Here is a 14,611-nt window from a genome sequence, read left to right on the forward strand (position 1 = left end):
GGTGTGATGAGAAAGCTGGTGCATATCTGCTTCGGTGTGCTGATGAAACAGCAGAGATATGACGAGAATTACGCAGTAGCGGCTTGACGTGCAAGACGGTAGCTGCGGGCTCTTTTCCCGCAACACCATGCCCTGCTGCTCCAACTCGTTGATCACCAAACGCATGCTCTGATGCTTCACGCCGCGCAAGCGTGCGAGATCGGCGATGGAGAGCGCCTGATGGGTATCCAGCAGATCGAGGGTTTCATGCTGTGAAGTGCGCGCCGTGGCGGTAGCAACACGTACATTGCGCACAAAGGCGCTGACAACCTGGCGCAGTTCATCAGCCAGCTGTTGGGTTTCCGAGGTCAAAGAGACGGCTCCAAAGGGGAAATAGAGAGGGCACAGTATATAAAGTTTTGCCGTTGCATCCAGTTACCCATTTCATTTGTCTGGGCGTGCAGGCCATCGTAACGATGGCCTACTCCATCATGCCCTTTATAACAAACATGCACTCAAGCTCATGAGCAGTCTGGGGCCTGTAGGTTATGCCCAGCCCTTAAACAGCAAGCTGGCATTGACGCCGCCGAAGCCAAAGCCGTTGGACAGCACATACTGCATCGCCATCGGCAGGGGTTTTAGCGCCACCAGATTGAGCCCCGCTGCGGCTTCATCGGGATGCAGCAGATTGAGCGTGGGCGGTGCGATTTGATCGCGCAGTGCCAGGATCGATAAGATCGCCTCCACGCCGCCCGCGGCACCCAGCAGATGCCCGGTGGCGGATTTGGTCGAGGTGATCGCCACATTGCTGTCCGCAAACAGCGTGCGAATGGCCGCCAGCTCGCCTTTATCGCCCACCGGCGTGGAGGTGGCATGAGCGTTGATATGCTGCACCTCGGCTGGGGTGATGCCCGCCTGCGCCAGCGCGGTTTCCATCGCACGACGCGCACCCTCACCGGTTTCCGGTCCGGCGGTGAGATGGTAGGCATCGGCACTGGTGCCATAGCCGACCAGCTCCGCCAGCGGTGTCGCACCGCGTGCCTGTGCATGTTCCAGAGATTCAATCACCAGCAGACCCGCGCCCTCACCCATTACAAAGCCATCGCGGTCACGATCAAACGGACGAGATGCCTGTTCAGGATGATCGTTAAATCCGCCTGACATCGCTTTCGCAGCCGCAAAGCCCGCCAGACTGACGCGATGGATCGCCGCCTCGGTGCCGCCGCACAGCGCGATGTCTGCCTCGCCGCTGCGGATCAATCGTGCCGCATCGCCAATCGCCTGCGCACCCGCCGCGCACGCCGTGACAGGGGCGCCAATCGGGCCGCGAAAACCGTGGGCAATCGACACATGTCCTGCCGCCAAATTGGCGAGGAAAGAGGGAATGGTAAACGGCGATAAACGACGCGGGCCGCGATTGGCGGTGGTTTCAACCGCGTTGGCAATCTCGTTGAAACCACCAATGCCAGTGGCGATCACCGTCGCGGTGCGCTGGCGATCCGCCTCATCCTGCGGGAACCAGTTGGCTTGCGTCAGCGCTTCATGCGCCGCCACCAGCGCAAACTCAATAAAGCGATCCATTTTCTTGCGATCTTTTGGCACGATCACGCGCTCGGGATCGAAGCCATGCTGTGGATCTTGCTCCAGCGTGGGCACTTGACCCGCCACTTTGCAGCTGATGTCCTGCACCATCTCGTCCGGTAAGGCGCTGATGCCGGATTTCCCTGCCAGCAGTGATTGCCACACCGCTTCTGTACCGCAGCCGAGCGGGGAAACCATCCCCATACCTGTAATCACAATACGTTTCATCGATAACTCCTAAGCTGCGGGCTTTTTCATCAAAGGCACCAGCAGCGCAGCGATACAAAATCCGACCATGATCAGCCAGAATGCGTCCGAAAAAGCCTGCGTGCGCGCCTCGCGCAGGGTGAGTGAAGCCAGCGATTGCAGCGCCGCCGTGTGCGCCGCATCCGGGCTGAGTCCGTTAAACATCAGGGCTGCGGTGCGCGATTGCAGATAGTCGCCGAGCGACAAACTGGCGCTGTTGAGGTGATCGGCCAGGCGGCTGAAGTGCAGATTGGTGCGGTCATTCAGCACAGTGCCGCACAGCGCAATGCCGATGGCACCACCGAGATTACGCATCAGATTAAACAGTCCTGAGGCTAATTTTAGTCGCGCGGGTGGCAAGCTGCCGAGCGTCAGCGTCACGGTGGGCGCCACCGCAAACTGCTGCGCCATGCCGCGAAACGCCTGCGGAAACAGCAGCTCTTTTGCGCCCCAGTCATGGGTAATCGGCACAAAGAAAAACATCGATACACCAAAACTCATCAGGCCAAACGCCAGCAAAATGCGCAGATCGACGCGGTTCGCCAGCCAGGCATAAAGCGGGATCGACAGGATCTGAAAAATGCCGGTGGAGAAGATCGCTAACCCGATCTCCAGCGCACTAAAGCCACGCACCTGGCTGAGAAACAGCGGCGTGAGATAGATGGTGGCGAAGATCCCCACGCCAGCCATAAACGAGAAATAACAGCCGAGGCTAAAGCCTGGATCTTTTAACGCGCGCAGATCCATGATCGGCTTGGCGTGGTTTAGCGTGCGGAAGATAAACAGCACGCCGCACAGCAATGCGATCCAGCCCGTGGTGGTGATGGTGCTATCGTCAAACCAACCCCAGCGCGGCCCCTCTTCCAGAGTGTACTCCAGACAGCCCAATGATAGCGCCAGCAAAACAATGCTGAAGTAATCCGCACCGCGCAGTAACTCGGGATTCGGCGAATCGATCCTGACCAACAGCGGCACCGCGATGGCGATGTAAATACCGGGAATGATGTTGATGTAAAACAGCCAGTGCCAGCTGAAGTTATCGGTGATCCAACCGCCGACCGTGGGCCCTAGCGTCGGGGCTAATGAGGCCAGCGCACCCACGGTGGCGGCCGCAATCACCCGCTGCTTACCCTGGAAAAAGGCAAAGGCGGTGGTGAACACCAGCGGAATCATCGAGCCGCCCGCCAATCCCTGCAAGGCGCGAAAGGCGATCATGCTCTGAATATTCCACGCCCAGGCGCACAGCAAGCTCATTACCGTGAAGCCGCAGGCGGAGACGGCAAACAGCCAGCGTGTAGACATCACGCTCGCCAGCCAACCGGAAAGCGGGATGATGATGATTTCCGCGATCAGGTAGCTGGTTTGCACCCACACGGTTTCATCATCTCCCGCCGACAAACCGCCGCCGATATCCCGCAATGAGGCGGAGACAATCTGAATATCCAGCAAGGCGATGAACATGCCGATGCACATGGTGGCAAAGGCGAACACCTTCTTGCTGACCGGCATCTCCGCCGGTGCCACCAGCGGTGCAGCCAGGCTGCTCATCGCGCGCTTCTCTCATCCACCGTCACCGTGACGGAAAGACCAGGGCGTAACAGACCCAGCACCGCCGCGTCGCCGTCCAGCACAATGCGCACCGGCACGCGCTGGACAATTTTGGTGAAGTTGCCAGTGGCGTTTTCTGCCGGAAGAATGCTGAAGCGTGAACCGGTGGCTGGCGACAGGCTGCCAACGTGGCCATTAAACGTGCGACCGGGTAACACGTCCGCGACGATGCGAGCCACCTGCCCCGGCTTCATATTGGCCAGCTGGCTCTCTTTGAAGTTGGCATCGATCCACAGCCCTTGCGCCGGCACCAGCGACAGTAGCTGCGCGCCGCTGCTGACATAAGAACCTGCCCAGGCGCGACGATTGCCCACCACACCATCAAAGGGGGCGCGGATTTCAGTGTATTCAAGATTGAGCTTCGCCATCGCCAGCCCCGCTTGTGCCTGAGTTAAGGCGGCTTTGGCCTGCTGCTCACGGGCATCCAGCACCTGCAACTGGCGCTCGGCAACGGTTTTGTCGGCGCGGGTTTTGCTCTCTTCCGCCATCGCCTGATGGTAATCGGCCTGAGCATGATCGCGGATCTGCTGTGACACCGCGGAGCTGCTGGCCAGCGCACTGTAACGGCGCTGATCGGAGGTGGTTTTCAGTGTCACCGCCTGCGCTGCCAGCAGAGAGGCGTGCGTGCCCGCAATAGTGGCAAGTTGCAGCTGGCGCGTGGCGGCGATATCGCTTAACGCGGCTTGCTGTGCTGCCACTTCACCCGTTGCCTGATCCACCGCCGCCAGATAATCACGGTTATCCAACTGCACCAGCAGATCGCCTTTTTTCACCTGTGCGTTGTCCTGTACCGCCAGCGTGTGAATGTAACCGGAGACTTTGGCGGAGATGGCGCTGATATCTGCCCCGACATAGGCATCATCGGTGGAAGGCATAAAGCGCGCGGTGTGCCACCAATAGTAGCCGTAACCTGCCGCCGCTAAACCGCCGATCGCCACTGCCAGCAGCAGAGCGGATTTTCTACGCGTGCGGGTCATGGCTGTTTCTCTGTAACAGGGGGAGAAAACTTCAGCGTGCCGTCACCCGCACGTTTTTTCTGCAAATAATCATGGCGATAGTGCATGATCGGCGCCGCTGCCGGGCCGGGCACCATTTGGTATTTATCGCTGGTGAGTGGTTGGCCGTTTTCGCTATCGACGAGCTGCGGTTTCACTGGACGCTGGGTGGCGGTTTCCACCAGCTGCATCTGCCTTCCTTCCGGCGAGAAGTGGGTGCTGCCCCACTCGGCCAGCGCCAGGATAACGCCACGCAAATCACGTCCGGCGGGCGTAAGGTGATATTCGAAGCGCATCGGCGTAGTGCTGTAACACACCTTTTCCAGCAAACCGTCTTCCACCAGCTCTTTCAGGCGGCGCGACAGGATGTTCGGCGCCACGCCGCTGTTTTTCTGGAATTCGTCAAAACGGGTAAAACCGGCCAGCGCATCGCGCATGATTAGCATGCTCCAGCCATCGCCGACGCGGCCAAGGCTGCGCGCAATCGGGCAGGCCATTTGATAAAGCGGTTCGTTTTTCATGGTGGGTATTCCGCAAAGGATCTTATGCGGCATAATGTTGCAGAGTGACTATCATTTTGCAAGTGACTTGCATAATGATAGCAAGGAGTGTTCATTGTGAAGCGTAATGAATTGCGCCGCTACCCAACCCGTGCGGGCCTGTAGCAGCAAGATTTATCGCGCAAATTTGCCAAAAAAAACGGCAGCCACACTGGGCTGCCGTTTCATCACAACTTAGCCATCTCTAGGTGCGCACGCGTAGCGCCGCCTCAATCTTGTCGGCGATCTTAGTGACCACATAAGCAATCACCATGTAGAACACCACCGCAATCAGGAAGGCTTCGAGGTAGTAGAAATTCAGCGCCGCCGTCAACTGCGCCTGGGCAAAGATATCCACCACTTCAATCGCAAACGCCAGCGACAGCGCTTTCATGATCACCATAAACGCATTCGCCAGATCGGGGATCGCCGCCACGATAATCTGCGGGAACATCACCCGACGGAACAGCTGTCCACCGCTGTAGCCGAGCGACAAAGCGGCATCGGATTGTCCACTGTCGAACGAGTTCAGCGCGCCTTTCCACACTTCGGCCTGGAATGCCGCGACACAGGCACTCAGTGCCACAATGATGATCACCCAGTTCGGCAGTGAATGGGCATTCACCTCGACGCCAAACAGCGTGGCAACAAAGTGCAGCGCCGGTGGCAAGCCGTAATAGGCGAGGAAAATCACCACCACCATCGGCACGCCTTTGAAGGCGATTTTGTAAGTGATCACCAACTGGCGCAGCACTGGAATGCGGCGATGTTCGATAAAGGCAAACAACCCGCCCAACAGCGTCGAACAGATAAACACCGTCACCGCCATCAGCAGCGTCACCGGTACCGCATCGAGAATGCTCCAGAAGTCCGGCAGCAAAACCTCAGCATCAAACATGGTTTGTCTCCCCGACTCAGACGCTGGTGGTGAACTTCACGCGCGGTGCAGACTTAGAGCTGTACTTCGCATGACGTTGTTCAAAGAAGCGGATAACCAGCCACGCCACACCGCACAGCAGTGAATAGAGTACGGCCAACACCAGATAGGTGCCGAACTGATACTGGTTGTAATCGCGTTCCATAATCAGGTGCGCGGTCGCCATCACATCTGCCGCACCGATGTACATCACCAGCGCCACGTTGTGAATCAGATAGATAATCGCATTGCCGTAACCCGGCAGCGCAAAGTGCACCGCCTGCGGGCCAATCACCCGCAGCATTTTCTGGCGGAAGCTGTAGCCAAGGCTGTCGGTGGCATCGTGCTGACCCCGTTCCACCGCAAGGTATGCCGGGCGCATCACTTCCGACAGATAACCGCCGTGATACAGGCTCAGGCCGATCATCGCCGCCACATTGGCGGTAAAGAAGTCACCAAAGCCGAAATTATCGGTGATCAGCGGCATGCCGTAGAAGGCCACAAACAGCTGCAGCACCACGGGCACGCTGCGCGCATAGGAAACATAGAGATCGGCCAGCTGGCTGATCACGGGAATACGGCGCACGCGAAAAACGGTGGCGATCAGCGCCAGAAAGAACCCGGCAATCATCGCGACAAACATGATGCCGAGCGTCAGTGGCAGCGCCGACAGCAGTTCTGGAATCATGGAGGATAGATTCACGGTGAAACACTCCTGCTAAAAAGGACAGCATGCGCCCGGCTCAGCACCGGGCGCAGTGAATCTCTTACTTCATGTACTTAGTGACTTCTTCGCCAAACCACTTCTGCGCCAGCTTATCCAGCGTGCCGTCGTCTTTCAGTTCTTTCAGCGCTTTGTTCACGTCATCGTTCAGGGCCTGGTTTTCGGCAGAGCGGTGGATCAGCACATAGGTATTGTTGATCACCACTGGCTCACTGGCTTTGATCGCCAGCTTCTGGTTGTCGATCACCGTCTGCTCACCGAGGTTTGAAGGCAGGATCAGCGCATCGTATTTCCCGTTCTGCACTTCTTTCAGGCGATCCGGGTAAGGCACGCCCGCGCTGGACGCTTTGATGGTGATTTTGTCGTTCGGGTTATCCTGCTGCCACTGAGTGACGAATTTATACACGCCGCCGCCTGCGGTCACCGGCACGATATTCTTGCCGACCAGATCCTTCATGCCGTTGATATTGCTATCGCTGCGGCTGTAGATCTTCATCAGGCTGGCACCGATCGGTGCATCCGGAATCAGGAACTGTTTGCTGCGCGCAGGCGCTTTGTAGTAACCGCCGGTCGCCATGTCGTACTTGCCGGTCACCAGGCCCGTTTCCTGTGCGATATCCGCCGCGCCTTCCATCACAAACTTGTACTGTGGCAGTTTGGCGTTGATGGCTTTCAGCACGTCCGGCTCGTAACCCTCAGGTTCGTGACCGATCGCGCCCCATGACAGCGGTTTGGATTCCGCAGCGGTGGCGATTTTGATGGTGCGTACCGCGTCAGCAAAGCTGTTACCGCTGATCAGAGCCAGGGCGATGATGCCAGGCGCGGCCAGGCGACGTAATGTGGTTTTGATTGCAGGCATGTCTTTGATTCCTTTAATTATTAGAATGCTCGTTCTGAACTGAGGAACTGTGCAAGGCGCGGCAGGGTTGGGTTATCAAACATCTCTGTCGGACTGCCCTGCGCGGCCACGACACCCTGATCCATAAACACGATGCGATTCGAAATGCTCTTCGCGAACTGCATCTCATGCGTCACCAGCAGCGAGGTAATGCCGGATGACGCCACGTCTTTAATCACTTTCAGCACTTCACCCACCAGCTCAGGATCGAGCGATGAGGTCGGTTCATCAAACAGCATCACATCCGGACGCACCGCCAAAGCACGGGCGATACCGGTACGCTGTAACTGGCCGCCAGACAGCTGCGACGGATAGTGATCGAGCTTGGCACCCAGACCCACACGCTCCAGCTCCTGCACGGCGATGTCGCGCGCTTGCTGTTTGGTTTTACGCTGGATGACGATCAGCGGATCCATCACGTTTTCCAGCACTGTCATGTTTTTGAACACGTTAAACTGCTGGAACACCATGGCGGTGCGCAAGCGGATCGCCTGGATCGCCGCTTTATCCGGTGACTGATAATCCATGCGGATCTGATCCAGCTGAATGGTCCCGGCTGACGGCTTAGCCAGATAGTTAATGCAGCGCAGCAGCGTGGTTTTACCGGTGCCGCTTGGCCCGATGATCGACACCACATCGCCGCGTTTTACCGACAGATCAACCCCTTTCAGGATCGGATTGCTGCCGTAAGCGAGCGTAATATTGTTGAGTTCTAACATCCGGTGCAGCCCTTATTTGTTCAGGTCAGCATGGCCGAGCACATGCATCAGACGGTTGGCCCAGCCGAAAATGGCGATGGCGTGGATCAGATCGATAATCTCCTGATCGTTCATGCCGACGGCACGCAGTGCCGCCACATCTTCCGGCGTGGCCTCAGAAGGCGTAACCGATAAACGGCGGGCAAAGCGGTAGATCGCCGCATCGCGTTCACCTAATACATCCGCTCTATCAAAATAGATGGCACTGACCACGGCGTCACTGTCAGCTAACTGTGCATGACGTCGCGCATGCACCACCGCGCAATAACGGCAGCCGTTGACGATCGAAGCCCCCAGCGCGCCCAGCTCACGATCGGCACGATCGAGGCCACCTTCAACATACATAATGGCGTTGAACAGCCCGGTACGTGCGGTGTAACTCTCGGGATCGTGCACCAGCGTGCGCACGTATTCTGAGATCTTCTTGTTGGACGGCGTGACTTTCATCGCATCGAGCTGCGCCGGTGTCGCCTGTTCAACATCGACTGGCGTGATGTATGGATGCCAGTGCAGCGGCTTGAGATTTACCGACGGAATCATGCGGACCTCATCAAACGTAAGCCAGCCGCCACGCGCGTCTGGAAGTTAACAAAGGCGATCAGCTCAGAGAGCGCAACAATTTGCGGGTTGCTCAAACCGGCCTGCTCCAGCAAGCGTATATGCTGTTCGGTAGCCTGAATGGGCTGCTGCGTGGCCATGTCAGCATGGCGCGCAATCGTGGCCAGCGGCTCTTCCGCTACGGCGCAACCTGAGGCCAGCGCCAGCAAGGCTTCAGACGGATTTAACGCCGCCAGCTGCGCCTGGTAATCACGTTGCAGCGGCGCATCGTAGTTCAACACCGCCATACGCTGCGCCAGTGCCAGACGCAGATCCGCAGGTAAACCCTGATCCTCTTCTGGCGTGAGTACTGACACACGGCACGCTTCCGCGCCCTCAACAAATTCGGGACGCAGGCGGCGCGTCTGATACAGCGCCTCTTCTGGTGTTAATCCGGCTGCTTGATCAATAGCGTCGCTCACAACGCGTTCTCCTGTTTTAGTAACGGGGTTGAATCCACCCATTCATCGCCCTGTAATTCAGGGGTGTCAAAAGCTTGTAAGTTGGCGTAGTGCTGCTCGACGTCCTCGGCAAACAGCGAGGCGGTAATACCGCGCACCAGGCGATCGGCCCCCGCGCTCACCGCAGGAATGTCGCCGGAGACTTTGCCGTGCGTCAGCATGGCGGCATCGTTGAAGCAGTGGATGTGTGCCAGCATCGGGCAGGCATCAGGCGTCAGTTCGCGGAACTCGAATGAAGGGCCGAGATCCGGCGCTTCCAGCAGGCTGTGGCGCGGATTGCCCATCTCAGGCTGATAGCGACCATCGGACCAGCTGCGAATATGCGGCGCAATGGCGGCAAACTCCGGACGACCGTGGAAATCGTTGGTAAAGCCGGTGGCAGCGATCAGGAAGTCGTAGCGCAGTGCACCCTGGGTGGTTTCAATCAGCAGGCCGTTTTCTTCCTGTTTGACGACGTTGATGCCGCAATCGAGGAAGAAGCGTGCATTGTCATGACGGGACACGCGCAAGGTTGAAGAGCGCGGCGGCGGGGTTTGCGTTGCGGCGGTGTAATCGACAAATTTCCATTTCCACGCATCCGGCAACTGATGCATGCCGTGCACCACGCCCTGACTGCCAATGCCGGTCATCTTGTTGATGCGCGGCATTTCTTTGCGGCGAATCAGCAGATCGACGGCAGCAGCGCCCTGTTCCAGCGCGGTGGCCGCGTTATCCATCGACGAGGCGCCTGCACCAATCACCGCAATGCGCTTGCCTTTTAAGGCCGTGAAATCGATGTCATCAGCGGAGTGTGCCCAGAACTGGCGATCAATGCCCCGCAGGAAATCCGGCACGGCGAAGCCACCGAGGCCAGAACGTCCGGTGGCCAGCACCAAACGGCGCGTGTAAACACGATCGGTTTCGGCACCTTCCAAATCCAGCGCAATTAAATCCCCGGCCTGCGCAATGCTGGTGACACGCACGTTGTTCTGTACAGGCAGATTCAATACCTTGCGGTACCAAATCAGGTAATCCATCCACTGCGCTTTAGGGATTTTGTCCAGCGCCTGCCACGCCTCTTTGCCCCACTGCGCCGTGAACCAGGCGCGGAAGGTCAGTTGCGCGAGGCCGAGAGCCGGGCCGTGCAGCGTTTTTGGTGAGCGCAGGGTTTCCATACGCGCAAAAGTGATCCACGGCCCCTCCAGCCCAGCGGGTGCGGCGTCATAAGCCACCGCATTGCTGATGCCGGTGAACTGTAATTTGGCGAGTGCCGCCAGACCGCACATGCCCGCACCGATCACCACCACATCACGGACCGGCGCACTCTGGAAGGTGCGTTCCGGTACCCAGGATTTGGCGGGCAGTTCCAGAAATTCCAGATCCTGCTGAAGCTGAGCTTCTAATGCAGCAAGACCTTTGGCGGCATACGTCATAGAGAGATTTCCCTGGTGTCAGCGATCGCGTTGAGAGCGAGCGAAAACGATGAAAACACGCCGATGATCCTACCTTTTTAATTATCTATAAAACGCATAATAGGTAGCTAACAATCATCAATACGCATAATAGGAGCTAAGTTTTCGCATAATCCTCTTGCCCTAAATGTGAGTCAAGATTTTCGCTCAGGATTTGACCAATGGATTTCTTATATCTTATGCCGAAAAAGTTATAAGCGTTGAAAATGAAGGGATTCATCGCGCATGATAAGTCAGGAAGCCGCGGTACTTTATCCTGCCGCTGTAGTGTAATAGGGCTATTGCGTGCCTAATGCATTCGGTTCAGATGCGTAGCGATGTGCTTCATCTATAATTGAAGCGCTAATGCTGTTGGATGAACTCAATCGCCTCGCTACGACTCCTGGTTTATCACTCGCATGATGCGCGGATGTTCACTGGCGGGCAGGCGTTCAAATCCTGGCAGCAGCTGAGCAGCGGCGTCTGCCAGCGCTTCTACCAGCGCCTGCGCGGCGCTGGAAATCTGGCGGCCTTGCGGCGTGATCACGCCAAAGAAGTAAGGAATATCTTCCTGAATCGGACGGATCGCGACACCGGCCAGCGGCATGCCCCAGCCGGTGACCGGTTCGAGGATCGCCACGCCCAATCCAGCACGCACGCAGCCCAGAATATTTGCCGATGAGTTGGTTTCGATGGTTTCCAGCAGCGGCGCTTTGACTTTCTTCAGCGCTTTTTCGTAACGACTACGCAGGCGTTGCGGACTCCACGGTGCAATCAAACGGCGGCCAGCAAGCTGGCTCAGCGAAAGCGAACTGTGTGCCGCCAGTTCATCCTCTTCCGGTAGCGCAATTACGCACTGTGATTGCCCAATCCAGTGCAACTCCACCGCATGATGCTCCAGCGGCAAGCTGCACAAACCGATGTCTGCTTCAGCGGTAATCACCGCATGTGCCGTCTGTACGGCGGACTCACTGATGATTTGCACTTTGTTCTGTAAATTGAGTGCGGCCAGTGCCTGCGGCAATAACCCGGCGGCCAGCGCGGGCGTGGCGGCAATACTGAGCGGACGATGCTGCTGATGGGCGATCTCTTGTGCACGGAGTCGGATCTGTTGCAGCGACAGCAGCGCTTTCTGCACATACTGATGCAGCTGCAGCGCCTCTTCCGAGGGATGAATACGCGGACCATTGCGGATAAACAGCGGATAACCCAGCGACTGCTCCAGCTCCTGAATCAGGCGGGAAACGGCGGGCTGCGAGCGGTTTAGTGCTTTGGCGGCCGCCGTCACGCTGCCGGCTGAAATTACCGCCGAGAAGGCTTCCAGCTGACGCAGATCGAGGTCGTTTAATGGAGTCATCGCGTGGTTACTTCCCTAAGTCATTGATCGTTCCCGACAATCATCCGGGAAAAAATCCATCATAGAGAGAGTCTGTGTAATTCGCTACTATGGCGAGGGTAATATCAGAACGCGGTGAGTTTGGTACCTCACCTCAAAATGGGCACTGAGCAATTGATGATCATAGTTTATCCGTTAGCTCGCGCTTGTTGTCATTTAGCAGGCGCAGCATCTCACGCAAACAATCATCTTCATTGCCTTTTTGCCAGGCAATACTCAGTGGCAGGCCCTTTATTTGCTCCGGCAGATCCAGTGCAATATAGCTGACGCTGTCGCTGTTCATGGTGCGATAAGAGGCTGGCACCACCGCCAGGCCTAGTCCCGCGCTGACCAGACTCAAAATGGTCTGCTTCTCTTCGGCGAATTGTGCGATATGCGGCGTTAATCCGGCGAGTTTAAACAAGCTCATAGTGAGTTCATGGCTGTGTGGCCGAGTGCGGCGATCGGGAATAATCATTGCCTCGTGCTGAAAGTCGCTTACCGCCACCTGCGATCTGCCCGCCAGTGGATGATTAAGCGGCACCGCCAGCACGCAGCTTTCTCGGGTAATAAAGCGAATTGCCAATGATGCATCCATCACCTGTGGCGCACGAATTATAATCATATCCAGCCAGCCTGATTTTAACTTCGGAATCAGATTTATGGTCTTATCTTCAATAATATGAATATCACTGGTGGGATAAAGGGGAACAAATAAGTTTAACAAGGCGGGCACTAATCCACGCGCCGCACTATCAATTGCGCCAATACGTAATGTACGACGCTCATCTTTTAACCCTGATTTAAATCTACGCGCCAGGGCATCAAATTGATCAATAAGTTTACTGGCTTCATCAAAAAATATCGCCCCTTCCGCTGTTAATGAAACATTGCGCGTTGATCGGTTCAATAAGCGCACGCCCAGGTCCTCTTCGAGTATTCGGATAAAGCGAGAAAGTGACGCAGGCATCATTTCCAGTCTTTGGGCCGCCCGGCCGAAATGGAGTTCTTTACCCACTGTCACAAAACAACGCAGTTGATTTATATCCACATTTTCCTCGCCATTCGATTATTCAAATACTTTATATAATCCACGATTAATGATTCGCCAAGTCAAAACTGCATACTGAACTCGATGACAAAAAAATAACACTACCCTACACAATCTGGAGCACTTTAATATGAACTCTCACCTCGAAAAAAGGGTGATGCGTAAAGTGACGTTACGCATTGTGCCCTTCATCATGCTGCTCTATTTCATCGCATTTCTCGATCGCGTCAACATTGGTTTTGCCGCGTTAACCATGAATCAGGATTTAGGATTCTCACCCACGGTATTTGGTTTGGGCGCCGGGATCTTTTTCCTCGGTTATTTTTTATTTGAAGTCCCCTCGAACTTAATTTTGCATAAAGTGGGTGCGCGTATCTGGATTGCCCGTGTGATGATCACCTGGGGATTGGTCTCCGGCTGCATGGCCTTCGTGCAAGGCACCACCAGTTTCTACATCCTGCGGTTCCTGCTCGGTGTGGCAGAAGCCGGTTTCTTCCCCGGCATCATCCTCTATCTCAGCTACTGGTTCCCGGCAGCAAAACGGGCGCAGGTCACGGCCATTTTCATGGCCGCGGCGCCACTCTCGACCGCGCTGGGATCGCCGATTTCCGCTGCCTTGCTGGAAATGCATGGCTTCCTGGGCTACGCAGGCTGGCAGTGGATGTTTGTGCTGGAAGCCATCCCCGCCCTGGTGCTCGGCGTGGTGGTGCTGTTCTTCCTCACCGACCGTCCGGCCAAAGCCAAATGGCTGACTGATGAAGAGCGCGCGTGGCTGGAGAACACCATGCAGGCTGAAGAGCATGCGCGGGCGGCTAAACAGAGTCACAGCAGCGCATGGCGTGGGCTGGCCGATAAGCGTGTGCTGGCTCTGGCGCTGGTCTACTTCGGCACCTCCGCCGGGTTGTATACGCTCGGCATTTGGTCACCGCAAATCATTCGCAGCTTTGGCGCTTCCTCGCTGGAGATAGGTTTCCTCAACGCCTTCCCGGCCGTGATCGGCGTCATCGCCATGATCCTGTGGGCACGTCATTCCGACCGCACCAAAGAGCGCAGTTGGCACGTGATGGGTGCCTGTCTACTGGCCGCAGTCGGGCTGATTTACGCCGGTAACGTCAGCACGCTGTTTACCGTGATTATCGCCCTGACGCTGGTGACCGTGGGAATCAGCGCATCGAAACCGCCGTTATGGAGTATGCCAACGCTGTTCCTCAGTGGCCCGGCAGCGGCAGCGGGTATCGCTACCATTAACTCCATTGGCAACCTCGGCGGTTTTGTCGGCCCGATGATGATTGGTGTCATCCGTCAGCAAACCGGTAGCTACACCTGGGGGTTGTACTTTGTCGCCGGATTACTGGCGCTCTCCGCCCTCGTGGTCCTGATTCTTTCTGCCGGGGCGAATAAGCCGCAAACGGCAGAGATTCCTCATCCTCATACTCATTGACTGGAGAAATAA

Annotated in this window: 15 protein-coding genes; 1 reads left to right on the forward strand and 14 read right to left on the reverse strand. The window is 56.7% G+C overall.

The features are described from left to right. The 14 genes from WFP70_RS17730 to WFP70_RS17795 form a co-directional block, all read right to left on the reverse strand. The coding region (locus tag WFP70_RS17730) for a MarR family transcriptional regulator (protein WP_337023961.1) at positions 1–351 on the reverse strand (351 nt) is incomplete at its 3' end. 174 nt (positions 352–525) lie between these two features. Next, on the reverse strand, positions 526–1,788 hold the full coding sequence (gene fabF / locus WFP70_RS17735) for a beta-ketoacyl-ACP synthase II (protein WP_337023962.1): 1,263 nt from the start codon (positions 1,786–1,788) through the stop codon (positions 526–528). 9 nt (positions 1,789–1,797) lie between these two features. After that, complete coding sequence (locus WFP70_RS17740; protein ID WP_337023963.1) at positions 1,798–3,354, reverse strand: DHA2 family efflux MFS transporter permease subunit; 1,557 nt, start codon at positions 3,352–3,354, stop codon at positions 1,798–1,800. Further along, positions 3,351–4,391: an HlyD family secretion protein gene (locus tag WFP70_RS17745; protein ID WP_337023964.1), complete on the reverse strand. Its 1,041-nt coding sequence runs from the start codon at positions 4,389–4,391 to the stop codon at positions 3,351–3,353. The genes WFP70_RS17740 and WFP70_RS17745 overlap by 4 nt, the downstream gene beginning before the upstream one ends. Continuing rightward, on the reverse strand, positions 4,388–4,930 hold the full coding sequence (locus tag WFP70_RS17750; protein ID WP_337023965.1) for a winged helix-turn-helix transcriptional regulator: 543 nt from the start codon (positions 4,928–4,930) through the stop codon (positions 4,388–4,390). Before WFP70_RS17750 ends, WFP70_RS17745 begins: the two co-directional genes overlap by 4 nt. Positions 4,931–5,153: 223 nt before the next feature. Next, complete coding sequence (locus WFP70_RS17755) at positions 5,154–5,846, reverse strand: amino acid ABC transporter permease (RefSeq protein ID WP_034823323.1); 693 nt, start codon at positions 5,844–5,846, stop codon at positions 5,154–5,156. A 16-nt stretch (positions 5,847–5,862) separates the two neighbouring features. Next, positions 5,863–6,552 carry an amino acid ABC transporter permease gene (locus tag WFP70_RS17760; protein WP_197080186.1) on the reverse strand — a complete coding sequence of 230 codons (690 nt, stop codon included), beginning with the start codon at positions 6,550–6,552 and terminating at the stop codon, positions 5,863–5,865. Positions 6,553–6,631: 79 nt separating this feature from the next. Beyond that, positions 6,632–7,447: a transporter substrate-binding domain-containing protein gene (locus WFP70_RS17765; protein WP_034823325.1), complete on the reverse strand. Its 816-nt coding sequence runs from the start codon at positions 7,445–7,447 to the stop codon at positions 6,632–6,634. A gap of 20 nt (positions 7,448–7,467) precedes the next feature. Then, positions 7,468–8,205, reverse strand: a complete 738-nt coding sequence (locus WFP70_RS17770; protein WP_097118092.1) for an amino acid ABC transporter ATP-binding protein — start codon at positions 8,203–8,205, stop codon at positions 7,468–7,470. Between the two features lie 12 nt (positions 8,206–8,217). Then, positions 8,218–8,784, reverse strand: a complete 567-nt coding sequence (locus WFP70_RS17775) for a peroxidase-related enzyme (protein ID WP_045814738.1) — start codon at positions 8,782–8,784, stop codon at positions 8,218–8,220. Further along, complete coding sequence (locus tag WFP70_RS17780) at positions 8,781–9,263, reverse strand: CMD domain-containing protein (RefSeq protein ID WP_337023966.1); 483 nt, start codon at positions 9,261–9,263, stop codon at positions 8,781–8,783. The genes WFP70_RS17775 and WFP70_RS17780 overlap by 4 nt, the downstream gene beginning before the upstream one ends. Continuing rightward, complete coding sequence (locus tag WFP70_RS17785; protein ID WP_337023967.1) at positions 9,260–10,714, reverse strand: NAD(P)/FAD-dependent oxidoreductase; 1,455 nt, start codon at positions 10,712–10,714, stop codon at positions 9,260–9,262. The genes WFP70_RS17780 and WFP70_RS17785 overlap by 4 nt, the downstream gene beginning before the upstream one ends. Before the next feature lie 412 nt (positions 10,715–11,126). Further along, positions 11,127–12,089: a LysR family transcriptional regulator gene (locus WFP70_RS17790; RefSeq protein ID WP_337023968.1), complete on the reverse strand. Its 963-nt coding sequence runs from the start codon at positions 12,087–12,089 to the stop codon at positions 11,127–11,129. Between the two features lie 160 nt (positions 12,090–12,249). Then, positions 12,250–13,158: a LysR family transcriptional regulator gene (locus tag WFP70_RS17795; RefSeq protein ID WP_337023969.1), complete on the reverse strand. Its 909-nt coding sequence runs from the start codon at positions 13,156–13,158 to the stop codon at positions 12,250–12,252. Between the two features lie 130 nt (positions 13,159–13,288). Here WFP70_RS17795 and WFP70_RS17800 point away from each other — a divergent pair, with 130 nt between their 5' ends. Next, complete coding sequence (locus WFP70_RS17800; RefSeq protein ID WP_337023970.1) at positions 13,289–14,599, forward strand: MFS transporter; 1,311 nt, start codon at positions 13,289–13,291, stop codon at positions 14,597–14,599. Positions 14,600–14,611 lie beyond the last annotated feature (12 nt).

This window comes from Pantoea sp. USMM079 (genome assembly GCF_037153115.1).
Taxonomy (GTDB): Bacteria; Pseudomonadota; Gammaproteobacteria; order Enterobacterales; family Enterobacteriaceae; genus Pantoea; species Pantoea communis.